The organism is Williamsia serinedens, assembly GCF_024171725.1.
In the GTDB taxonomy this organism is placed as follows: Bacteria; Actinomycetota; Actinomycetes; order Mycobacteriales; family Mycobacteriaceae; genus Williamsia_A; species Williamsia_A serinedens.
On the sequence record NZ_JAMTCG010000009.1, the window covers coordinates 64235 to 87040 of the forward strand.

General features: G+C 72.1%; 22 protein-coding genes. 8 read left to right on the forward strand and 14 right to left on the reverse strand.

From position 1 onward, the window contains the following. Positions 1 to 3: 3 nt before the first annotated feature. The 5 genes from LX12_RS20675 to LX12_RS20695 all read right to left on the reverse strand — a co-directional run bounded on the left by LX12_RS20675 (position 4) and on the right by LX12_RS20695 (position 5046). Positions 4 to 834: a carbohydrate ABC transporter permease gene (locus LX12_RS20675; protein WP_253656502.1), complete on the reverse strand. Its 831-nt coding sequence runs from the start codon at positions 832 to 834 to the stop codon at positions 4 to 6. Positions 835 to 842: 8 nt separating this feature from the next. Further along, positions 843 to 1925, reverse strand: a complete 1083-nt coding sequence (locus LX12_RS20680; RefSeq protein ID WP_372505117.1) for a carbohydrate ABC transporter permease — start codon at positions 1923 to 1925, stop codon at positions 843 to 845. Further along, the gene (locus LX12_RS20685) at positions 1844 to 3346 is read right to left on the reverse strand and encodes an extracellular solute-binding protein (protein WP_308214044.1); all 1503 of its coding nucleotides are present in this window, start codon (positions 3344 to 3346) and stop codon (positions 1844 to 1846) included. Before LX12_RS20685 ends, LX12_RS20680 begins: the two co-directional genes overlap by 82 nt. A gap of 207 nt (positions 3347 to 3553) precedes the next feature. Then, positions 3554 to 4042, reverse strand: a complete 489-nt coding sequence (locus LX12_RS20690; RefSeq protein WP_253656504.1) for a YflT domain-containing protein — start codon at positions 4040 to 4042, stop codon at positions 3554 to 3556. A 44-nt stretch (positions 4043 to 4086) separates the two neighbouring features. Then, positions 4087 to 5046, reverse strand: coding sequence for an HpcH/HpaI aldolase/citrate lyase family protein (locus LX12_RS20695; protein ID WP_253656505.1), 960 nt, complete (start codon positions 5044 to 5046; stop codon positions 4087 to 4089). A gap of 95 nt (positions 5047 to 5141) precedes the next feature. On the opposite strand from LX12_RS20695, the gene LX12_RS20700 reads away from it, so the two are divergent. From LX12_RS20700 to LX12_RS20715, 4 genes are all read left to right on the forward strand, one after another. Next, positions 5142 to 6464, forward strand: coding sequence for a magnesium transporter MgtE N-terminal domain-containing protein (locus LX12_RS20700; RefSeq protein WP_253656506.1), 1323 nt, complete (start codon positions 5142 to 5144; stop codon positions 6462 to 6464). Further along, positions 6461 to 6976: a DUF1003 domain-containing protein gene (locus tag LX12_RS20705; RefSeq protein WP_253656507.1), complete on the forward strand. Its 516-nt coding sequence runs from the start codon at positions 6461 to 6463 to the stop codon at positions 6974 to 6976. The genes LX12_RS20700 and LX12_RS20705 overlap by 4 nt, the downstream gene beginning before the upstream one ends. Before the next feature lie 202 nt (positions 6977 to 7178). Continuing rightward, complete coding sequence (locus tag LX12_RS20710; RefSeq protein WP_253656508.1) at positions 7179 to 8567, forward strand: PraA/PraB family alkane oxidation protein activator; 1389 nt, start codon at positions 7179 to 7181, stop codon at positions 8565 to 8567. Positions 8568 to 8644: 77 nt separating this feature from the next. Next, positions 8645 to 9811 carry an Mrp/NBP35 family ATP-binding protein gene (locus tag LX12_RS20715; RefSeq protein ID WP_253656509.1) on the forward strand — a complete coding sequence of 389 codons (1167 nt, stop codon included), beginning with the start codon at positions 8645 to 8647 and terminating at the stop codon, positions 9809 to 9811. A gap of 10 nt (positions 9812 to 9821) precedes the next feature. On the opposite strand, the gene tatB is transcribed toward LX12_RS20715, so the two are convergent. From tatB to sigE, 4 genes are all read right to left on the reverse strand, one after another. Next, positions 9822 to 10286, reverse strand: coding sequence for a Sec-independent protein translocase protein TatB (tatB, locus tag LX12_RS20720; RefSeq protein ID WP_253656510.1), 465 nt, complete (start codon positions 10284 to 10286; stop codon positions 9822 to 9824). 14 nt (positions 10287 to 10300) lie between these two features. After that, on the reverse strand, positions 10301 to 11776 hold the full coding sequence (locus tag LX12_RS20725) for a S1C family serine protease (RefSeq protein ID WP_253656511.1): 1476 nt from the start codon (positions 11774 to 11776) through the stop codon (positions 10301 to 10303). Beyond that, positions 11773 to 12195, reverse strand: a complete 423-nt coding sequence (locus tag LX12_RS20730) for an anti-sigma factor (protein WP_253656512.1) — start codon at positions 12193 to 12195, stop codon at positions 11773 to 11775. Before LX12_RS20730 ends, LX12_RS20725 begins: the two co-directional genes overlap by 4 nt. A gap of 162 nt (positions 12196 to 12357) precedes the next feature. Then, on the reverse strand, positions 12358 to 13029 hold the full coding sequence (gene sigE / locus LX12_RS20735; RefSeq protein ID WP_301284934.1) for an RNA polymerase sigma factor SigE: 672 nt from the start codon (positions 13027 to 13029) through the stop codon (positions 12358 to 12360). 239 nt (positions 13030 to 13268) lie between these two features. On the opposite strand from sigE, the gene LX12_RS20740 reads away from it, so the two are divergent. Next, positions 13269 to 13964 carry an O-methyltransferase gene (locus LX12_RS20740; protein WP_308214045.1) on the forward strand — a complete coding sequence of 232 codons (696 nt, stop codon included), beginning with the start codon at positions 13269 to 13271 and terminating at the stop codon, positions 13962 to 13964. 17 nt (positions 13965 to 13981) lie between these two features. On the opposite strand, the gene LX12_RS20745 is transcribed toward LX12_RS20740, so the two are convergent. Genes LX12_RS20745 through rfbD form a run of 4 tightly spaced genes read right to left on the reverse strand, consistent with a single transcriptional unit; the run spans position 13982 to position 17817 of the window. Further along, positions 13982 to 14776, reverse strand: a complete 795-nt coding sequence (locus LX12_RS20745) for an SGNH/GDSL hydrolase family protein (protein ID WP_253656513.1) — start codon at positions 14774 to 14776, stop codon at positions 13982 to 13984. Next, on the reverse strand, positions 14776 to 15873 hold the full coding sequence (gene manB / locus LX12_RS20750; RefSeq protein ID WP_253656514.1) for a mannose-1-phosphate guanylyltransferase: 1098 nt from the start codon (positions 15871 to 15873) through the stop codon (positions 14776 to 14778). The genes LX12_RS20745 and manB overlap by 1 nt, the downstream gene beginning before the upstream one ends. Positions 15874 to 15933: 60 nt before the next feature. Beyond that, positions 15934 to 16881, reverse strand: a complete 948-nt coding sequence (locus tag LX12_RS20755) for a glycosyltransferase family 2 protein (RefSeq protein ID WP_308214046.1) — start codon at positions 16879 to 16881, stop codon at positions 15934 to 15936. 36 nt (positions 16882 to 16917) lie between these two features. Continuing rightward, entirely contained in the window at positions 16918 to 17817 is a 900-nt protein-coding gene (rfbD, locus tag LX12_RS20760) for a dTDP-4-dehydrorhamnose reductase (RefSeq protein ID WP_372505116.1), read from the reverse strand. Between the two features lie 171 nt (positions 17818 to 17988). On the opposite strand from rfbD, the gene LX12_RS20765 reads away from it, so the two are divergent. The 3 genes from LX12_RS20765 to LX12_RS20775 all read left to right on the forward strand — a co-directional run bounded on the left by LX12_RS20765 (position 17989) and on the right by LX12_RS20775 (position 21657). Then, a complete protein-coding gene (locus tag LX12_RS20765; protein ID WP_308214047.1) occupies positions 17989 to 19728 on the forward strand; it encodes an LCP family protein in 1740 nt (579 codons plus the stop codon). Continuing rightward, positions 19716 to 20420, forward strand: coding sequence for a TIGR03089 family protein (locus LX12_RS20770; RefSeq protein ID WP_253656517.1), 705 nt, complete (start codon positions 19716 to 19718; stop codon positions 20418 to 20420). The genes LX12_RS20765 and LX12_RS20770 overlap by 13 nt, the downstream gene beginning before the upstream one ends. Positions 20421 to 20487: 67 nt before the next feature. After that, positions 20488 to 21657, forward strand: a complete 1170-nt coding sequence (locus tag LX12_RS20775; protein WP_253656518.1) for an acyl-CoA dehydrogenase family protein — start codon at positions 20488 to 20490, stop codon at positions 21655 to 21657. Positions 21658 to 21666: 9 nt separating this feature from the next. Here the strand turns inward: LX12_RS20775 and LX12_RS20780 are convergent. Further along, positions 21667 to 22806 (reverse strand): acyl-CoA dehydrogenase (locus tag LX12_RS20780; RefSeq protein WP_253656519.1); only part of this gene is annotated, 1140 nt, incomplete at its 5' end.

Below are 22806 nucleotides of genomic sequence, written 5' to 3' on the forward strand. Positions count from 1 at the left end.
GGTCTATCCCTTCACGGCGCCGGAGGTCAGACCGGCGACGATACGACGTTGGAAAATCAGGACGAAGATGATGATGGGGATCGTGATGACGACCGCGGCGGCGGCCACCGACCCGGTCGGGTCCTCGAACTGCGAACTGCCGGTGAAGTTCGTGATCGCCACCGGCGCGGTGATCGACCGCTCCGTCGACGTCAGCGACAGGGCGAGGAGCAGGTCGTTCCAGGCGAAGATGAACACCAGGATCGCGGCGGTGACGATGCCGGGTGCCGCGAGCGGGGCGATGACGCGGCGGAACGCCTGGGCGGGTGTCGCGCCGTCCATCTTCGCGGCCTTCTCGAGCTCCCACGGGATCTCGCGGAAGAACGCCGAGAGCGTGTAGACGGCCAGCGGCAGGGCGAAGGTGATGTACGGGAGGATGAGGCCCGGCCAGGTGTCGAACAGCCCGACCGACCGCTCGATGTTGAACAGCGGTGTGACCAGCGAGATCTGCGGGAACATCGCGATGAGCAGCGTGATGCCGATGAACAGCTTCTTGCCCGGGAAGTCGAGGCGGGCCACGGCGTAGGCCGCGAACGTGCCGATGACGACCGCGATCACGGTGGTGATGAGGCCGACGCCGATCGAGTTGATCAGTGCCGACGTGAACTCGTTGGTCTTGAAGATGTTGCGGTAGTTCTCGAACGAGAAGGTCGTCGGGATGAAGTTGCCGTCGGTGACGTTCGCCTGCGGCTTGAACGACAGGCTCACGATCCACAGCACCGGGATCAGCGCGTAGAGGATGACGAGCAGGTTGATGACGGTCCAGCCGACACGGCGTCCCGCGGTGACGTTCATGGGTGTGACTACCGCCCCTCTTGGTCGGCGCCGGGTGCCGAGGCACCGAAGCCCTTGATGAACAGGAACGCGATGATCGCGACGACGATGAAGATGAGCACGCTGATCGCCGACCCGACACCGAGGTTGAACGCCTTGAACAGGTTGTCGTAGCCCAACATCGACACCGAGTAGGTCGTGTTCGCGCCCTTGGTGAGGACGTAGATGTTGTCGAAGACGCGGAAGGCGTCGAGGGTGCGGAACAGCAGCGCGACCAGGATCGCCGGCTTCATCAGCGGGATCGTGATCTTGATCAGACGCGTCCATGCGCCGGCCCCGTCGACCTGGGCGGCCTTCAGCAGATCGTCGGGGACGAGGGCGAGGCCGGCGAGCAGCAGGAGCGCCATGAACGGCGTGGTCTTCCACACCTCGGCCAGCACGATGATCGCCAGCGACGGCCACTGCTGGGTCAGCGGGGCTGATCCGGTGGGCAGCAGGTTGGCCAGGTAGCCGGTCTCCGGGGTCCAGGCGTAGTACCAGGACAGCGCCGCGACCGCGGTCACGATGCCGTACGGGATGAGGACGACGGTGCGGATCAGACCGCGCCCGAACAGCGTCCGGTGCATGACGAGGGCCACGGCCAGGCCGAGGACGAACTCGATCGCGACCGAGACGACGGTGATCCCGAGCGTGACGCCGAGCGCGGTCCACCAGTACTGGTCGCTGAGCGCGGTGCCGTAGTTCGAGAGCCAGACGAACTCGTTCTTGCCCGGCGCCGACAGGCTCGCCTTGAACAGGCTGAGGTAGACCGAGTAGACGATCGGGTAACCGGTCACCACGAGCATCACGATCACCGCGGGCGCGATGAGCATCAACCCCAGGCGACGGTCGGCCTTCTTGCCCTCCGACGCGGCCTTCGGGGCCTTCGCCGCGGTGGTCGTGGCCGAGTCCGTGCGCGCCGGAATGCTTTCCGGTGCCGCGTGGCGCCCGCGGGAGCGGGTCCCGCCGAGCGCGTTCGGGTCAGCGGTCGTCATGGGATCAGCCCCTTGCCGTCGATTGCGTTGCGGACCTGCTCGGCGAGGACGTCCGGCCCGGTCTGCGGGTCCAGCGATCCCGGCGGACTGAGCTTCGCGGTCAGCAGCGTCGAGATCGCCTGGTAGACCGGCGATGCCGGGCGGGTGGACGACGAGTTCGTCTGCAGCTGCGCCCGGATCTGGTCACCCATCGGGTAGACCGCCTGGAAGGCGGGGTCGTCGTACACCGACGCGATCGTGGGGGGCGTGCCGCCCTGCACCGAGTAGACCGTCTGCGCCTTGGTGTCGGTGAGGCAGGAGACAGCCTGGAACGCCAGGTCCTTCTGCTTCGAGGTGTCGGCCACGGCGAAGTTCACGCCACCGACGGTCACCTTCGCGGGCTGTCCGGACAGGATCCCCGGGTAGCGGGCGAAGTCGAACTTGGTGCGCACCACCTGGTTCACGCGACCGAGGCTCGAGTCCTTCGGCGGGTTGTCCTCGTCGGCGAAGAGCGACTTGAACTGCGTCATCTCCGGGAAGAACGGGACCGCACCGGTGGCGGCGTTCTTGCGCATCGACGGGAACACGAACGGGTAGTTGATCTGGAAGGTCGCCAGACCGTTCTCCATCGTGCGTCGGCCGTCGTCCTCCTTGGCGTTGCTCAGCGACGGGTCCGCGCCGGGCGCCCGGGCGATCGCCCGCATGACCGCGAGCGCCTTCTCCGTCGCCGCGCGGTGGGCCGGGGTGTCGTTCAGCGTGACCTTCGTGGGGTCGTTCGGGTCGACGACCTCGCCTCCGGCGCTCTGCAGCAGGGTGTTGAACCACACCATGAGGCCCTCGTACTGCGCGCCCTGCACCTCGATGTAGCTCGGCGCGGGGCCGGGGCCCTTCCACGCCTTGCGGATGGTCTCGTTGTCGGCGAGGAGCTGGTCCCAGGTCGCCGGCGGCGTGGTGCGGCCGAGGTACTGCTTCAGGATGTCGGGGCGGTACCAGAGCAGCTGCGTGTTGGTCCACGCCGGCACCGCGTAGAGGCGCTTGCCGCTGTCGTCGGCGGTCTTCCACTCCGCCGTCTCCAGCGGACCGGGCAGCGACTGCGACCGGATGGACCCGGTGAGGTCGTCGGGCACCGGGACCAGCCAGCCGGCGTCGGCGAACTCGGCGGTCCACACGACGTCCATGCCGAGGACGTCGATGCCCGCGTCGTTGCCGGCCAGGCGACGGGCCAACTGCAGCCGCTGGTCGTCGGCGCTGCGCGGGAGCTTGTGTGTCACAACCCGGTACGCACCGTTGGACCTCTGGGAGCAGTCCTTGCCGACCGAGTCGATCAGCGACGCGTTGTCCGGCGGGGAGTAGACGTTGATCGTCCCCTGGGTGTACCCGGAGCCGCACGCGGCGATCGTCGGGATCGTCACCGCGGCGGCCATGGCCGCCAGTGCGAGACGACGGCGGGACCGCCGCCGGGTCGGTCGGGTCACCCCGGACGACCGGGACCCCCCGTCGGAGCCATCGTTCCCCGCCACGCGCGCCTCCTTGCGGCCAGTGCACGACAGCCAGAGGTCCGGCGTGCGCCATCGAATGCCTGAGGCGATACGTTATAGGGGCGGTTTCGTGACACGCAACACATTCGGGATGACCGTGCCAACTCCTGAGTCAGCGCAGGTCAGGACGCTGTCCGACCGCGTCCGGGCGTGTTGGATCGGGCAACTCGGGCGCCCGGAGGCCGCGCGTCAGATGGCGGTGCGAGCCAACAGGTCGCGGGCCTGCTCCGCGGTCTTGGGATCGCAGATCACGTCGTAACGACCTGCGACGAGCTGCATGGTCGACGCGAAGTCACGCTGGCCGCGCGTCGCGCCGTAGGCGAGCGACGCGGAGATGACGCCGAACAGCGCACCGAAGATGAGTCCGAAGACCAAGGAGGTCAACAGGTTCCCGGTGACGATGCTGAGCAGCAGACCCACGAACAGGCCGAGCCAGGCGCCCGACGCGATGCCGCCGCCGATGACGCGCCCCCAGGTGAGGCGACCGGTGACGCGCTCCACCTGCATGAGGTCGACACCGACGATGGTGACGCCCTGGACCGGGAAGTGCTGGTCCGACAGGTAGTCCACGGCCTTCTGCGCCTCGGCATAGGTGCCGTACGAGCCGATCGGCCATCCCGACGGCGGCGTCGGCAGGCCGGGTCCTTGCCCCTGGCGGGGTCCGAGCGGGTTCGTCATGGTCTCTTCCTCTTCTCTGCGCACCTCAGGGGTCGCGGGTCTCGTCAGGAGAACGTCCGGCGGCCGATGTCCGTTCCCGCCGCCGCGGCGCGGGCGAGCACCGAGCGCGCCATGGCCGCGCTCGCCTCGTCGATCATCTCGCCCCCGTGTCGGGCGGCGCCGCGGGCGTCGGAGGTGGCCGCCGCGTAGGCGTCGAGCAGCGTGCGGGCCTCCGCGACGGCCTCGTCGGGCGGGGTGAACACCTCGTTCACGGTGTCGATCTGGCCCGGGTGGATCACCCACTTGCCGTCGAAGCCCAGCGCGGCTGCGGCGGATGCGATGCGCCGCAGCCCATCCGGGTTCTCCAGCGCGAGGTAGGGGCCGTCGACCGCGGCCAGGCCGTGCGCGCGGGCGGCCACCAGCACGGTCATCATCACATGGTGGTGGGCGTCGCCGAGCGTGTAGCCGACGGGCTGCTCACCGGTGGTGAGGGTGCGCATCCCCAGGTCGGCCGCCATGTCGGCCGGTCCGATGACGAGCGCTTCCAGACGCGGTGAGGCCGAGGCGATCTCGTCGATCGCGGTGAGCGCCCGGGCGTCCTCGATCTGGGCCTGCAGGGCGATCGACCGGGGAGCGAGATCACAGCGCGCCTCCAGTTGGTCGAGCAGGAGGGACACCGCGACGACCTCGGCACCCGAGCGGACCTTCGGGACGATGATCGAGTCGAGGTGCGCGCCCGCGCCCGTCACGACGGCGATGACGTCCTCGTGCGTCCAGGGTCCGGCGGACCATCCGTTGACGCGCACCGACCGCCGGCCCGGTCGCCACCCACCGGTGTTCAGCGCGGCGACGATGCCGGCGCGCGCCGCCTCCTTCTCCGACGGCGGGACGGCGTCCTCGAGGTCGCAGAAGACCTCGTCGGCCGCGGAGTCGCGGGCCTTGGCGAGCATGCGGGACGAGTTGCCCGGGACCGCGAGGATCGTGCGTCGGGCCGCGGATCGCCCCTGCACCGGTGTCGTCTGCACGCCTGGCCTCCCGTGTCCACCCGCCGCGGTGACGGGTCGCCCGCCCGGCGAGGACTGCTCCGGCACGTCCGGACGGCCCCACTACCCTTACAGCCATGGCAAATGTGGGCAAGGTGTTCGTGGCCCGTCTCGTGGGCCTCGCGGTGCTCGGCCCGGACGGGGAATCGATCGGCCGTGTGCGCGACCTCGTGTTGTCCATCCGTCACGACTCCGCTCCCCCACGTGCGCTGGGGCTCGCCGTCGAGCTGACCACGCGTCGGCGCATCTTCGTCCCGATGTTGCGCGTGACGTCGATCGAGTCGACCTCGGTGACGCTGAACACCGGCACCGTCAGCCTCCGCCGCCTCGACCTGCGGCCCGGCGAGGCCCTGGCCATCGGCCAGATCGTGGACACCCGTGTGCGCGTGGACGATCCCGACCTGCCGGACTTGGCCGGCGTCGACGTGACGGTGGTCGACCTGGCCATCGAGCGCACCCGCACCCGCGACTGGGTCGTGTGCCGGGTCGCGGTGCGGGCGAACCGCTCACGGTTGCGACGGCGCGGCGGCACCCACGTCGTGGAGTGGCCCGCGGTGCGGGGCCTGAACCACACCGCCCTGCAGCTGCCGGGACAGGCCGTCTCGCAGGCACTCTCGCAGTTCGACGGGATGCGCGCCGCCGACGTCGCCAACGCCCTGCGCGAGCTGCCCAGCAAGCGACGACAGGAGATCGCCGCCGCCCTCGACGACGAACGCCTCGCCGACGTCGTGCAGGAGCTGCCCGTCGACGACCAGACCGACCTCATCGGGCACATGGAGGTCGACCGCGCCGCCGACGTGCTGGAGGCGATGGACCCCGACGACGCGGCCGACCTGCTCGGCGAGCTGCCCGACCTCGAGGCCGAGGCTCTCCTGCAGCTGATGGACCCCGAGGACTCGGCCCCCGTGCGGCGTCTCCTCACCTTCTCCCCGGACACCGCGGGAGGTCTGATGACCCCCGAGCCGACGGTGGTCACCCCCAGCACCACCGTCGCCGAGGCGCTCGCCCGCGCCCGCAACCCCGATCTCACGCCGGCGTCGGCGAGCCTGACCTTCGTGGTCCGCCCCCCGACCGCCACCCCCACCGGCAAGTACCTCGGATGTGTCCACCTGCAGAAGCTGCTGCGCGAGCCGCCGGCGGACCTCGTCGGCGGCATCGTCGACACCGACCTGTCCCATCTCGGTCCCGAGGACTCCCTGGAGGAGGTCACGCGGTACTTCGCGACCTACAACCTCGTCTGCGGACCCGTCGTCGACGCCGAGGGCCACCTGCTGGGCGCCGTCACCGTCGACGACCTCCTCGACCACCTGCTGCCCGAGGACTGGCGCGACTCCGAGCCCGGCGAGAGCGCTCGATCGACGTCGGGCCGGGCCGGCGTCGACGCCGGGGGTGACCGATGAGCCCGGAACGCACCCGCAGCCGCCTCGACACACCCCGCACCCGGCGGCGCGGGTTCGGGTGGCACGTCGACTCCGACCTCGTCGGCGTCTACTCCGAGAAGCTGGCGCGCTTCCTCGGCACCGGCCGCTACCTGGCGATCCAGACCGTGGTCGTCGTCGTGTGGATCGCGCTGAACCTCGCCGCGGTGAGCATCCGCTGGGACCCCTACCCCTTCATCCTGCTCAACCTGGCGTTCTCCACGCAGGCGGCCTACGCGGCCCCGCTGATCCTCCTGGCGCAGAACCGGCAGGAGACCCGCGACCGCATCGCCATCGAGGAGGACCGCGTCCGCGCCGAGCAGACCAAGGCCGACACCGAGTTCCTCGCGCGCGAGTTGGCCGCGGTCCGACTGGCCGTCGGTGACACCGTCACCCGCGACTACCTGCGTCGCGAGCTCGACGACCTGCTCTCCGAACTCCGCTCGGCGCTGGCCGACGGTGACGCCGAGGACGACCGCCCCCGGCGTTCCTGAGCGTCCTGGAGAAACGCACCGGCCACCCTCGACGCACATGTACCGTGGCTCACAGTCCGCCTCGGGGTCGGCGGAGGACGGTCGATCGTCGTCGGCGCGGTGCGCGGACGTCGAATCGTGAAGCACCACCGTGTGATTCGTCTGCGCCCGCGCGCGTCGACGACTCATGCGGCGAGCGGGTCACAGGAGAACTGCAGACGTGATGGACGGACGAGGACGGGCGGCGGTCGACGCCGTCCGTCGGGGCGCACGGACCGCATCGGCAGCGGTGTCGGACGGGTGGCGTGAGGCCTCGACGCACATGTCGGGCCGCGTCGTCAGCGCGGGTGTCGCGAGCCTCCTCATCGGCATCGTCGTGCTCGGCGCGTCGACCTCGAGCGCGCAACGTCTGCCCGTCCCCGACGCCGCCCAGGCGGCGCCCGCCGCGCTGGTCGCCCCGGTGGCCGACCGCGCCGCGCGGATCGTGCCGCCCGCGGCGCCCGCGGGCGCGTCGCCCGCCGCACCGGTCGCCGCCACCCGGCAGCTCGCCCCGGCGCTGCCGTCCGGCCCGCTCGGCATCCCCGGCATCGCGATGAAGGCGTACAAGCTCGCCGCCGACCGCATCGGCAGCGAGAACCCCGGCTGCAAGATGCCCTGGTACCTGCTCGCCGGGATCGGGCGGATCGAGAGCGACCACGCCGGCAACGGCAACGTCGACTCGTCCGGCACCACGCTCACCCCGATCCTCGGCCCGGTGCTCGACGGCTCGAACGCCGGCGACGCGGTCATCACCGACACCGACAAGGGCGCGATCGACGGCGACCCGGTCCACGACCGTGCGGTGGGCCCGATGCAGTTCATCCCCAGCACCTGGGCCGCGTGGGGCGCCGACGCCAACGGCGACGGCAAGGCCGACCCGAACAACCTGTTCGACGCCGCGTACTCGGCGGCGCGCTATCTGTGCGCGGGCGTCTCCGACGTCATGAGCCCCGTCCACCGGGTCTCGTCGGTGCTCCGCTACAACCAGTCGCTCCCGTACGCGACCGAGGTGCTGGCCTGGGCGATCGGATACGCGACCGGCGCCGTGCCGACCACCCCGGTGTCCGGCCTGCCCGCCCCGCCGGCGACCCCGGTGCGACCCGCGGCCCCGGTCCGTCCGGGTGTCCCCGCGCCGGCACCCGGCGCACCGGGTGCACCCACGGCGCCGGGCGCGACCGACGCCGCGGTCCGGTTCACCGCGGTGGGCACGAAGTTCACGACCGGCGGCACACTCGCGGTGACGTCGCCGGCCGGCCCCGTCGAGTGCTCGGTCGACCTGACCGGCACCGTCGCGGCCGACGGGACGACCGCGACGATCAGCGCGGCCACGCTGCGCGGTGCGAACCCCCTGTGCGGCATCGCCCGGACGGTCGCGCTGCCGTGGACCGTCACGCCGACGGGGTCGAAGGCGGTGGAGATCACCGGGCTCGCCGTCGACGCCCTGGGCACCCGCTGCGGACCCGCGTCGTTGTCGGGCGATCCCGCCGGCCCGCTGACCGCCGCGAGAGCGACCGCCCCCTGCGTCGTCACGACGCTCACCCTGCGGCCCACACCCGCGCTCGCGACGGCCTGAGCAGCAGGTCCGGCGGACGGCCGGATCGACGACCGCACCCACAGGGGCCTCGGTCGCGGCCGATACGCTGGGTCACGATGAGTGACACACGACCCGACGCCGGGCGGAACGCCCCGGACACCGAATCGGCCATCCGCGGCGCCCTGCGCACGGTCAACGACCCGGAGATCGGCAAGCCGATCACCGAGCTGGGCATGGTCAAGTCGGTCGCCGTCGCCGACGACGGGAGCGTCGACATCGGCATCTACCTGACCACCTCGGGGTGTCCGCTGCGCACCGAGATCACCGAGCGCGTGACGAAGGCGGCCGCCGACGTACCCGGCGTGGGTGCCGTCCGCGTCGAGCTCGACGTCATGGACGACGCCCAGCGCACCGAGCTCCGCAAGAGCCTGCGCGGCGATCGCGCCGAGCCGGTGATCCCCTTCGCCCAGCCCGGCTCGTTGACCCGCGTCTACGCCGTGGCGTCGGGCAAAGGAGGCGTGGGCAAGTCGAGTGTGACGGTCAACCTCGCCGCCGCCCTCGCCGACCGCGGGCTGAGCGTCGGCGTGCTCGACGCGGACATCTACGGGCACTCGGTGCCCCGGATGATGGGCAACGACGCGGCCCCCACCCAGGTCGAGAAGATGATCATGCCGCCCATCGCGCACGGCGTGCGGTTCATCTCCATCGCCCAGTTCACCAAGGGCAACACGCCCGTCGTGTGGCGTGGGCCGATGCTCCACCGCGCGCTGCAGCAGTTCCTCGCCGACGTCTACTGGGGTGACCTCGACGTCCTCCTGCTCGACCTGCCGCCCGGCACCGGCGACGTCGCCATCTCGATCGCCCAGCTCATCCCGGGCGCCGAGATCCTCGTGGTGACCACCCCGCAGCAGGCCGCGGCCGAGGTCGCCGAGCGTGCCGGCGCGATCGCCCTGCAGACGCGCCAGAAGATCGTCGGCGTCGTCGAGAACATGTCGTGGATGGAGCTGCCCGACGGCACGCGCATGGAGCCGTTCGGCTCCGGCGGCGGCGAGCTCGTCGCCGAGCGTCTCAGTCGGTCGGTGGGCGCACCTGTCGAGCTGTTGGGTCAGATCCCGCTGGAGACCGACCTGCGGGTCGGCGGGGACACCGGGATGCCGCTGGTCCTGTCGAACCCCGAGTCGGCCGCCGGATCGGCCCTGCGTGCCGTCGCCGAACGCCTCGCGGTGCGCCGCCGCGGGCTGGCCGGGATGAGCCTCGGGATCGACACCGCGCGCAACGCCTGACCCGACCGCGTCAGGTCGCGTCCCAGTCGGCCACGCTCGGCCGTGTCGACGGGGGCTTCTTCGTCAGCGACGGCGGTTCGCCGGGATGGTCCACGGCCAGCTTCGGTGCCGGGGTCGGGTTGGCCTCGGGCATCGGCGCGGACACCGGCTTGATGCGCGTGACACCGTCCGACGCGCGACCGTCGAAGTCGCCGGTGAAGAACGAGTCGTCCCCGTCGAGGAGATGCTTGGTGATCAACGAGCGCGGGGTCATCCCGCGGAGCTCGTTCAGGTCGGCCAGGGGCTTGCGGAAGTCCTCGAACTCGGGGCCGAGGTCCTCCTTGAGCTGGTTGGTCGCGCCCGACGCGTAGTCGCGGACCTGCTTGAGCGACCGCATGGTCCACTGCACGGCGCCCGGCAGACGCTCGGGCCCGAGGATGACCAGACCGGCCACCAGGAGGACGAGGAGCTCGCCCCATCCGATGCTCGAGAACACGGTTGTGAGGGTACTCAGTCCGCGGCGGGCGTGATGGTGCCGGTGAAGGTCCGCCCGTCGCGCCAGTACGAGAAGGGCACCGCCCGGCCGACCGGGGCGGTCCGCGCGGCGACGGTCAGTTCGTCGGCGCCGTCGATGGGGCGACCGTCGAACTCGGTCACCACGTCGCCCTCCCGCAGACCCGCCGAGGCCGCCGGCGACCCCGCGACGATGTTGCGGACCTGCGCGCCGAGCACACGGTCGTTGCGGACCGAACTCGCGGACACCCCGATCTGCGCGTGCGTCGCCCGACCGTCGCGGATCAGTTCCTGCGCGACCTCACGGGCCTCATCGATCGGGATGGCGAAACCGAGCCCGAACGAACCGCCACCCGAGTCGGCGCGGGCGGTGTTGATGCCGATAACCTTCGCGTCGTCGTCGACCAGCGGCCCCCCGGAGTTGCCGGGGTTGATCGCGGCGTCGGTCTGGATCGCGTCGATGACCGCGTCGGTGTCGGACGTCTCGTCGGGACGCAGCGGAACCGCACGCCCGGTGGCGCTGACGATCCCGCTGGTGACGGTGCGGTCGAGCCCGAGCGGCGACCCGAACGCGACGACCTCCTGGCCGATCCGCAGGTCGGAGGAGTCGCCGAGCGCCGCGACCGTGAGGTTGTCGACACCGTCGACCTTGACGACGGCGAGGTCGGTCTTGGTGTCCCGCCCGACGATCCGTGCCGGGACACGTTGCCGGTCGGAGAACGTCACCTCGACCGAGCCGCGCTGGGTCGCGGCCAGGGAGATGACGTGGTTGTTGGTGACGATGTAGCCCTGTTTGTCCAGGACGACGCCCGAACCGGTGCCCACGGCGCCCGACGTGCGGACAGTGATCGCGACGACGGCGTTCTCGACGGCCGCGGCGACGTCGGCGACGCGCCCCTGCCTGCTCTCCGGCGACGAGTCGGTCTGACGCAGCGAGACGGTGTCGGAGTGCAGCGGCGGGACCACCTCGGCGGTGTAACGACCGACGAGACCGCCGAGAGCGCCGACCGCGAGGGCGAGCACGGCGAGGACGACGAGCGCCTGACGGGACACGAGGCGGTCGAACAGCAGCTCCCGCACGCCGAGACGGTGACCGGGGATGGTCGGTGCCGGCGTCTCGGGCACGGACACCGCGGGGGTCGAGAGGGCGGCGATGCTGCCCGGATCCCGCCACGGGTCGGGCGGGTCGGCCTCGTCGGTCGGGGCCCCGTACCGGGCGTCGGGATCGCGCCCGATGGTGTCGGTCGCGTCGTCCGGCCGCGAGAACGCCTCCCGCAGGACGGGATCCGGCGGGGCGGTGACGGGCTGGCGGGGACGGGCGCGCTGCTGCTCGGGGGCGGCGAAGGACCCGTCGACCCCGTCGGGTCGGCCGAAGACGGCGGCCGTGGCGGGATCCGGTGCGGGGCGGGTCGGGCCGGAGGCCGGTCCCGCGACGGGATGGTCGTTCGCGCCGCGTCGGTCGGTGTCGGTCACCGACCGCGCCACCGGTGGGGACGATGGACCGGGAACCCGGGTGCCGAGAGCGGACCGCGGCGTGACGGGCGGCCGGGGACGTCGCGCAGGTCGATCTCGCGCGTCGGGATCTGGGTCAGCGACCCCAGGAGGTCGCGGGGCACGGTGACCTCGCCGCAGGTGCGCAGTGCGGACCGCGCGGCGCCTTGGGCCTCGACCTCGGCGGCGCAGTCGACGCACAGGGCCAGGTGTCGCGCCGCGCGCATGTGTGCGGTGAAGCGGAGTTCCCCGTCGACGTAGGCGGCGACGGCCTCGGGCGCGAGGTGGTCGGTGGGGGCGAACTCCGGCGGGCGGGCCGGTCCGTGGACCGCGCCCGGCGCGTCGAGACCGCGCCGGTCGGCGCCGGGTCGGTCCGGACGGGATCGGTGGTCGAACACCACGTCGGCCTCCTTCCGGCTGCTGCCCGTCGTCGGGTGCCCGGACGACGGAGTGCTGGCGCCCACCTTAGCGAACCGACGGTGGACGAGCCGACGGGCGACGGGGGTCCCCGGGGCGCCGGCCGTGGGGTCAACGACCGACGGGCGGATCGGGTTCCCGCGGCGTCAGAGAGAGGCGGCGACCGATCGACCGCTGGTGTGGCCGGCCTGCGCGAGGTGGTCGCGGATGGCCTGCCGACCGCGGTGGATCCGGCTGCGGACGGTGCCCAGCTTCACGCCGAGCGTCGCCGCGATCTCCTCGTAGGAGAGCCCCTCGACGTCACACAGGACCACCGCGGCGCGGAACTCCGGCGCCAGCGCGTCCAACGCGGCCTGCAGGTCCGGGTCGAGGTGGGCGTCGTCGTAGACGCGGCCCGGGTCGGGCGCGCTGCCCGGGACCCGCTCGGCGTCCTCGGGCAGGGCCTCCATGCGGATCTTCGCGCGACGGCGGACCATGTCGAGGAACAGGTTCGTGGTGATGCGGTGCAGCCAGCCCTCGAACGTGCCGGGGCGGTAGTTCGACAGCGACCGGAACACGCGGATGAACGTCTCCTGCGTGAGGTCCTCCGCGTCGTGCTGGTTGCCCGAGAGTCGGTAGGCCAGGCGGTAGACGCGGTCGGCGTGCTCGCGCACCAACTCGTCCCACGACGGCATCAGGGTCGCGTCACCGGTCTCGTCGAAGCCGGCCGTGCCGGTCGAGACCACCGGCGACTCGACGACGGCCTCCGCGTCCGGGGTGATCACGGCGCGATCGGCCGTGTCCTGCCGGGTACCGGTCCCACTGGGCGAAGGCGTCATCGGTGGTGCTCCACTTCCTCTCGTCGGGCGGGTGTGGTCCGTCGAACCCTCCGGTGCCCGGGAGATGTTCCCGATCCCGGCGAACCGGCCATCGTCTCCGGATGACCACTCGCCCCGTTGACGAGAACTCTCGTGCATCGGGGTGTGGCAGCCGTATGAGTGGCCTGAGGTTTGCCTGAGAACCGGTCGGTGGCGCGTCACCGGGGTCGCACACCGGCGTGTCCGGTTAGGGTCGTCAGGTGCCGACCCCGCCCGATGCCCCGTCAGCCACCGGTCCCGGGTCGGCGCCCGACCCGGGCTCGCTGGCCGCGTACGCCGAGTCCGCGATCGCCGAGGACGCCGCCCTGGTCGCCGCCCGGGAGCGGGCGGTCGAGATCGGTGCCCACGCCGTGTCGCCCGCCGTCGGCGCGACCCTCTGCCTGCTCACGCGTCTGGTGGACGCCCGTGCGGTCGTCGAGATCGGCACCGGCGCAGGCGTCAGCGGGTTGTGGCTGCTCGGCGGGATGCGCGCCGACGGTGTGCTCACCACCATCGACCCGGACTCCGAACACCACCGCGCCGCCCGCGCCGCGTTCACCGCCGCCGGGATCGCCGGCTCGCGGACACGCCTGATCACCGGGCGCGCCGCCGACGTCCTCCCGCGTCTCGCCGACGACTCCTACGACGTCGTCTTCGTCGACGGCCCGGTCATCGACCAGCCGCGCTACATCACCGAGGCGCTGCGCCTGCTCCGCTCGGGCGGTCTGCTGCTGGTGCACGACGCGACGGCAGACGGACGCATCGCCGACCCGTCCCGCACCGACCCGGAGACGACCGCGGCGCGGCAGGCGGCGCTGCTGATCTCCGAGGACGACAGCCTGTTGCCCGTCGTCATCCCGCTCGGCCGGGGCCTGCTCGCCGCGGCGCGCACCGCCGCACCCGCCGACGAGGTCTGACCCCTCGGCCGTCGGGCTCAGCGTGGCGGCACCACCTCGACCCACTCGGGGAAACGAGGCGCCATGTCGTCGCCGCGGGACCTCCCGCGCAGCCGACGCCCGACCCACGGCGCGGCCTCCCGGGTGATCCACCGCCGGTCGTCCTTGCGCCGTCGACCCGGCGACAGCTTCTCCGCGGGCCCGAACGTGGTGTGCGCGAGGCCGTGCTCGACCCCGAGGGCCTCGGCCACCCGCACCGCCATCTGGTGGTGTCCGTCCGGCGACAGGTGCATGCGGTCGAACTCCCACATCCGCCGGTCGGAGAACTCGCGCATCCGCCAGAAGTCGACGAGCAGCAGCCCGCGGCGGTCGGCGATCTCGCGCAGCAGCTCGTTGTAGACGGCGAACCGTCCCCGCAGGGCCGAGAACAACGGTCGGTCGGCGGTGTCGAAGGCGGTGAACGTGAGGACCGTCGCGCCCGTGGATCGGAGGTCGGCGAGAAAGGCGTCGTAGCGGGCCATGAGGTCGTCGATGTCGACCGAGGGCCGGACGAGGTCGTTCACGCCCGCGCACACGGCGACGAGGTCGGGCTCGAGCGCGAGCGCCCGCGCCGTCTGTTCGCCGACCACCTGGTCGAGGGTCTTGCCGCGGATGGCCAGGTTCGCGTACCGCAGCGGTCCCGCACCCCGGTCGGCCGCCGACCGCGCGAGGATGTCCGCGACGCGGTCGGCCCAGCCCCGTACCCCGTTGGGCAGGGCGGGATCGGCGTCCCCGACGCCCTCGGGGAACGAGTCCCCGACGGCGGCGAAGCGCGACCACGTCGGCGCGGGCATCAGACGTCGGTGGAGAACCGGACGCCGCCGTCGGGCAGGGTGACACCCGGCCAGACGCGCGCACCCCGGAGGAGCTCGCACCGGGCACCGATGTCGGCGCCGTCGCCGATGACACCGTCCCGGACGAGTGCTCGCGGTCCGATGCGGGCCCCGGCCCCGATGATGCTGCGTTCCACCACGGCACCGGCCTCGATCACCGCGCCGTCGAAGACGACCGCGCCGTCGAGTCGGGCGCGCGCACCGACCTCGGCCCCGCGGCCGACGACGGTGCCACCGACGAGCACCGCTCCGGGCGCGATCCCCGCGCCGTCGTGCACCAGCGACTCGCCGCGATGACCCGACAGCGCCGGCGACGGCGCGATGCCGCGCACCAGGTCCGCCGAGCCCCGCACGAAGTCCTCGGGCGTGCCCATGTCGCGCCAGTACCCGGAGTCGACGTGCCCCTGGATGTGGCGGCCGCTCGTCAGCAGCGACGGGAAGACCTCGCGCTCCACCGAGACGGGGCGGTCGGCGTCGATCTCCTCGATCACCGAGCGGCGGAACACATAGCAGCCGGCGTTGATCTGGTCGGTCGGCGGGTCCTGGGTCTTCTCCAGGAACGCCGTGACACGACCGGTGTCGTCGGTCGGGACGCAGCCGAACGCGCGGGGGTCGCCGACGCGGACGAGGTGGAGGGTGACGTCGGCGCCGGAGGAGTGGTGGGTGTCGAGCACGGCGCGGACGTCGGTGCCGCTCAACACGTCCCCGTTGAAGACGAGGATCGTGTCGGCCGTCAGCGCCGGCAGCACGTTGCGGATCCCGCCGCCCGTGCCCAGCGGCTCGGTCTCCGTGACGTAGGTGATGGACAGCCCCAGCGACGACCCGTCGCCGAAGTGCTGCTCGAACACCTCGGCCTTGAACGACGTGCCGAGGACGACGTCGGTGATGCCGGCCGCGGCGATGCGCGACAGCATGTGCGTGAGGAACGGCACCCCGGCGGTCGGCAGCATCGGCTTGGGCGCCGACAGGGTGAGCGGACGGAGGCGAGTCCCCTTGCCGCCCACCAGGATCACGGCCTGCACCGGCTGATCCCGCCGGGTGTCGTCGGTCTCGGTCACTGCGCCTCCCTCGGCGTCGGTGGTGTGGGGCGTCGGCCGTCGGGGCCGTCGAGGAGAACCCTAGGCGACCGGACCACCGCGGTCGTCCGCAACGCCGCGACGATCCCCGCGCGCCGCACGGCGGGCCGCGCCGACCGTGACCTTCGACCGCACCCAGAGGCCCGCGGCGAGCGCACCGCGCAGCGGCGCCCACAGCGGTCCGGGGTGGCGGTCGGCCTGGAAGCGGTAGGCGCTGCGGTGGTGCGCGGGCAGCATCGCATCGGGGTCGGCGCCGGCGACATGTCCTTTGCGGTGGACGATCTCGGCCGACGGCGCGTACACGTTGAGCCATCCGGCCCGACCGAGCCGGTCACCGAGGTCGACGTCCTCCATGTACATGAAGTAGCGGGAGTCGAACCCGTTCACGGAGTCGAAGGCGGCGCGGCGCAGCAGCAGACACGACCCCGACAGCCAGCCGACGGGTCGCTCGCTGATCTCCTCGTCGAGGTGGCGGTAGGCCGCCGTCCAAGGGTTGTCCTTCCACACCAGGCCGGCCAACGCGTGACCGGTCCCGGAGACGACGTCGGGCACGCTGCGCGCCGACGGGTAGACCGAGCCGTCGGGCTCACGGATGAGCGGACCGACCGACCCCGCACGCGGATGTCGTCGCGCGACGGCGATCAGCTCGTCGATGCTGCCCGGGGTCCACTCCACGTCGGGGTTGGCGACGACGACGAACTCGACGGACGGATCGATCTCGGCCACACCGCGATTGGCCGCGGCGCCGTACCCGATGTTGGCGCCGGTGTGCAGGATCGTCACGTCGGGGTGGTCGCGCTGCGCGCGCTCGAGCGAGTCGTCGGTGGACCCGTTGTCGGCGACGACGACCTGCGGGCTGGTCGACGTCGCGGTCTCGAGGCTCGCGAGGAAGGCCAGCAGGTGGTCACCGGAGGAGTAGGTGACGGTCACGACGGCCACGGTCCCGTCGGTGGGGGTCGCCGCCTCGTCGGTCCGGCCCTGCTCGATCACCGGGCAAGGGTAACGAAGGGGGTCACCCCTTCCGGGTCACCCTCCCCGCGTCACGCCGTCGGCGGCCAGTGCCGCGGTCAGCGCGCTGCGCCAGTCCCGCAGCGGGGTCAGACCCGCCCGCTCCCACGACCGCGGGGACAGCACCGACCACGCGGGACGCGGGGCGGGTCGGGGGAAGTCGGCGGTCGTCGTGGGCAGCACCCGCTCGGGGTCGGCTCCGATGCCGGCGAACACCGCGCGGGCGAGCTCGAACCAACTGCAGGCGCCCACGTTCGTCGCGTGCAGCGTCGTCCCGACGGTCGACGGCGTCCCCGCCACGGCGAGCAGGGCCTGCGCGAGGTCCGCGGCGTAGGTGGGCGACCCGACCTGGTCGTCGACGACCGAGACCGTGTCCCGCTCCCCCTCGAGGCGCCGCATCGTGGCCACGAAGTCCGAACCGCCGGCCGCGCCGGTGTACACCCAGGCCGTGCGGACGACGGTGGTCCGGGGATCGGCCGCCCTCGCGGACCGTTCGCCGTCGAGCTTGGTGCGGCCGTACACCGACGGCGGCCGGGCGGCGGGGTCGAGATCCTCCGGTTCGAGGGGTCGTCGGTCCCCCGCCGGCGGGGCACCGTCGAAGACGTAGTCGGTGGAGACGTGGACCAGCCGGGCACCGGTGGCCGCGGTGACGCGCGCCAGATTGGCCGGACCGGTCACGTTGATCGCCTCCGCGGCGGCCACGTCGGTCTCGGCGGCGTCCACCGCGGTGTGCGCGGCGCAGTTGACCACCGCGCTGCCCGGGCCCAGGTGCGACAGCACCCGGTCGACCGAACTCCCGTCGGTGATGTCCACCTCGTCGCGGTCGAGCAGGAGTGCGTCGGGACGGGACGCGGCGATCAACCGGCCGACCTGCCCCCGGGCACCGACCACGACCAGATCCGGAGCGGCATCGCTCACCGGCACGTCCTCCCCACTGTTCTCGTCTGTCACATGCGACGCGCCCGAGCGGGTCCCCGACGGGGGCGGACGTCGCCCGTAGCCTGTCAGACGGTGTCCGCCGCCGCAGCGCGCGGACGCGGGGCATCGGTGCCCACCGCGACGTCGCGACGACCACGAGGAGATCGGCAGGTGCTGGAGCCACCCGGTGAGCGCGGCCGTCGCCGCGTCGAGACGGGCGACCGCACCCCGGACCGTCCCCGCGGTGAGCCCGCCCGTCGTCCCCGCGGCGCGCGTCACGGCCGGCCGTCGACATCGGCGCCCGCCGGACGATCCCCGGCCGCCCGGACGGCCTCGGCCGGACGCACAGGCCGTGCGCCCCGGGACCAACCGACCTCCGCGACCACACAGGCGCGCGCACCCCGCCCACCCCGCCCGGCCGACGCGGGCGACCGCACACCTCCGCCGGCCTCGACGGCACCACCCACGCGTCGTCGCCGGGCACACCCGGGCCGGATCGTCGCCGCACTGGTGTCGATCGCGGTGCTCGTGCTCACCGGCTACGCCTGGAACAGCGTCACCTCGCTGGAGAACAACGTCACCCGACTCGGTGGCCTCGGCCTCGGGACGGGCAAGGACGGCGCCGTCGACATCCTGCTGGTGGGCACCGACTCCCGCACCGACGCGCAGGGCAACCCGCTCTCCCCGGCCGAACAGGCGAAGCTGCACGCCGGCGACGAGGTCGCCACCAACACCGACACGATCCTGCTCATCCGCGTGCCGAACGACGGGTCGTCGGCGACGGCGATCTCCATCCCGCGGGACTCCTACGTCGACGTCCCCGGCATCGGCAGGACGAAGATCAACTCCGCCTACGGCTCCACCCGGGAGGCGAAGCGCGAGCAACTCGTGGAGGCCGGGACACCCGACGCCCAGGCCGACTCCGAGGCCACCGAGGCCGGCCGCCAGGCGCTGATCACCACGGTCGCGAACCTCACCGGCGTCCAGGTCGACCACTACGCCGAGGTCGGGCTCGTCGGCTTCACGCTGCTGACCGACGCCGTCGGCGGTGTGGACGTGTGCCTGAAGAACGCCGTCGACGAGCCCCTGTCGGGGGCGCGGTTCCGCGCCGGCCGTCAGACGCTGGACGGCGCGCAGGCCCTGAGCTTCGTCCGCCAGCGGCACGACCTGCCGCGGGGCGACCTCGACCGCATCGTCCGCCAGCAGGTGTTCATGGCCTCGCTCGCCCAGAAGGTCCTCTCCGCCGGCACACTCGCCGACCCGTCGAAGCTGTCGGCCCTGCAGGACGCCGTCGGACGGTCGGTGGTCATCGACGACTCCTGGGACATCCTGAAGTTCGTCGAGCAGCTCAAGGACCTGTCCGGCGGCAAGGTCCGGTTCGCGACCATCCCCGTCGTCGACGAACAGGGCTGGAGCGACGACGGCCAGCAGTCCGTGGTGCGCGTCGATCCCGCTGCGGTGCACCGGTTCACGTCGAGCCTGCTCGACAAGCCGAAGGGCGGCCTCGACCGCTCCTCCTACACGGTCGACGTGGTGAACGCGGGCACGGTCGACGGCCTCGCCTCCAACGTCTCCACCATCGCCACCACGCGGGGGTACGCGCGGGGCGCCACGAGCACCGACGACAGCGGCTCGGTGACGTCCAGCGCGGTCGTCACCTCCGAACAGAGCGCAGGCGCCACCGACCTCGCCAAGCAGATGGGCGGGCTGCCCGTGCGCGTCGACCCGTCGGTCCCGGCGGACCACCTGCGCCTGGTCCTCACCGACTCCTACACCGGACCGGGATCGATCACCGACACCGGTGCGCAGCCCGACGCCACCCCGGCGGCCGCGGCGTCCCCGGCCGCGCCGGCGACGAGCACCGCCGCCCCGATCACCGCCTCCGGACAGGGTCCCCAATGCGTGAACTGACGATCACCGACGCCGTCCTCGGCTCCCGGACCGATCCCGCTGCGCCCCTGATCACCTTCTACGACGACGCATCCGGTGAGCGCACCGAGCTCTCGGCGACCACGTCGGCGAACTGGGCCGCGAAGGTGGCCTCGTTCCTGCGGGACGAGGCCGGCGTCATGCCCGGCGACCGTGTCGCGGTGATCGCGCCCGCCCACTGGCAGACGTTCGTCGTCCTCGCCGGGATCTGGTGGGCGGGTGCCGACGCCGTGATCGGGGCGGGGCACGCCGCGACGGTCGCCTTCTGTGCGCGCACGGAGGTCGGGTCTTCCGATGCCGACGAGGTCGTCGCGATGCCCCTGGACCCCTTCGCACTCCCCGTCGCCGACCTGCCCGCGGGCGTCACCGACTTCGGGTCCGCGATCCGCGTCCACGCGGACGCCTTCTCTCCCGTCGTCGCCGGCCCGGCCGCCCTCGACGGCCGGACCACCGACGAGATCCTCTTAATGGCACGGGAGTTCGCGTCCACCGCCGGCATCGACGCCTCGTCGCGGGTGCTCTCGACACGGCACTGGGACGCCGCGGACGACGTCGTCGCCAACCTCCTCGCGACGATGGTGGTCGGCGCGAGCCTGGTGCAGGTCGCCCACCCCGACGTCGCCACGACGGCCGATCGCGCCCGCACCGAGCGCGTCACCGTCTCCCTCAGCTGACCGGCGCGGGCGCGCACCGCCGTCGGCGTCCTTGACACGGTCACCGACCGGGCCGGACAGTGGCGGCATGGCGGACGCAGAGGTCACCGACGACGATTTCCGCGTGATCCTCGCGCAGGTGCGGGAGTTCATCGCGAAGGAGGTGATCCCCCGCGAGGGCGACATCGCCCGTGACGACCGCATCCCCGACGAGATCCGCCGTGCCGCAGCGGACATGGGTCTGTTCGGCTACGCGATACCCCAGGAATGGGGCGGCCTCGGCCTCGACCTGGTCCACGAGGTCGAGCTGGCGATGGAGTTCGGGTACACGTCCCTGGCGATGCGGTCGATGTTCGGGACGAACAACGGCATCGCCGGACAGGTCCTGGTGCGGTTCGGCACCGACGAGCAGAAGTCGACGTGGCTGCCCCGCATCGCCTCCGGGGAGGTCGTCGCGTCGTTCGCGCTGACGGAGTCCGAGGCGGGCTCGAACCCCGCGGGGTTGACGACCCGTGCGGCCCGGGAGGACGGCCGGTGGCGGATCGACGGGGCCAAGCGGTACATCACCAACGCCCCCATCGCCGACCTCTTCATCGTGTTCGCCCGCACCCGGCCCGCCGACGAGTCCGGTCCGGGGATCGCGGTGTTCCTCGTCCCCGCCGACACGCCCGGCGTCACCGTCGGCCCCAAGGACGCCAAGATGGGCCAGGAGGGCGCGTGGAGCGCCGAGGTGTGGTTCGACGGTGCGCTGGTCGACGACGCCGCGCTCATCGGCGGCAGCGAGGACGGCGGCTACCGCGCGGCGATGACGTCGCTGGCGAAAGGACGCGTGCACATCGCGGCGCTCGCGGTCGGGTGCGCGCAGCGCGCCCTGGACGAGTCGCTGACCCACGCCGCGACGACGAGACAGGGCGGTACGCCGATCGGCGACTTCCAGCTGGTGCAGGCACACCTGGCCGACATGTACGTCGGTGTGGAGAGCGGACGGGCGCTCGTCCGCGAGGCCGCCCGCAAGTACGTCAGCGGCGAGGACACCCGTGTCGCGCCGTCGGCGGCGAAGCTGTACTGCACCGAGATGGCCGGCCGCGTCGCCGACGCCGCCGTGCAGGTGCACGGCGGCGCGGGCTACATGAGAGGTGTCGCGGTCGAACGGATCTTCCGCGACGTCCGTCTCCTCCGGCTCTACGAGGGGACGAGCGAGATCCAACGACTCATCGTCGGTGGCGGGCTCGTCCGGCAGGCGACGAAGGAGATGTGACCCTGCGCGTCAGCGCAGCAGTGCGCGCGACATGACGACGCGCTGGATCTGGTTGGTGCCCTCGTAGATCTGGGTGATCTTGGCGTCGCGCATCATCCGCTCGACGGGGAAGTCGCGGGTGTAGCCCGCCCCACCGAACAGCTGGACCGCGTCGGTGGTGACCTTCATCGCGACGTCGGAGGCGAAACACTTCGACGCCGAGGAGATGAACCCGAGGTTGCCCTCCCCGCGCTCGGCACGCGCCGCCGAGCTGTACACCATCAGCCGCGCGGCCTCGATCTGCATGGCCATGTCGGCGATCATGAACTCCACGCCCTGGAACTGGCTGATCGACTTGCCGAACTGCTTGCGGTCCTTGACGTAGGCGATCGTCTTGTCCAGCGCACCCTGCGCGATACCGACCGCCTGCGCACCGATCGTGGGCCGCGTGTGGTCGAGGGTCTGCAGCGCGGTCTTGAAGCCGGTGCCCTCCTCGCCGATGATCCGGTCGCCCGGGATCTCACAGTTCTCGAAGTGCAGCTCCGCCGTCGGCGAGCCCTTGATGCCGAGCTTGCGCTCGAGGTTGCCCACCGAGAAGCCCGGGTCGTCCTTGTGCACCATGAACGCCGAGATGCCGTTGGCACCCTTCTCCGGGTCGGTGACGGCCATGACGGTGTACCAGGTCGACTTCCCGCCGTTGGTGATCCACGCCTTGCCGCCGTTGAGGACCCAGCCCTCGGAGGTCTTCTTCGCGCGGGTGCGCATCGACGCGGCGTCTGAACCGGCCTCGCGCTCGGACAGGCCGTAGGACGCCAACGCGCCGTCGGCGATCTCCGGCAGGACCTTCTTCTTCAGGTCGGCGTCGCCGGCCAGGATCAGACCCATCGTGCCGAGCTTGTTCACCGCCGGTATCAACGACGCCGACGCGTCGACGCGGGCGACCTCCTCGATCACGATGCACGCCGCGACCGAGTCGGCACCCTGACCGCCGAACTCCTCGGGCACGTGGATGGCGTTGAACCCCGACGCGTTGAGCGCGTCGAGCGCCTCCTGCGGGAAGCGCGACTTCTCGTCGACCTCCGCCGCGTACGGCTCGATCTCCTTCTCCGACAACGCACGGATCGCCTCACGCAGCGCATCGTGCTCCTCGGGGAGAGCGAAGACATCGAA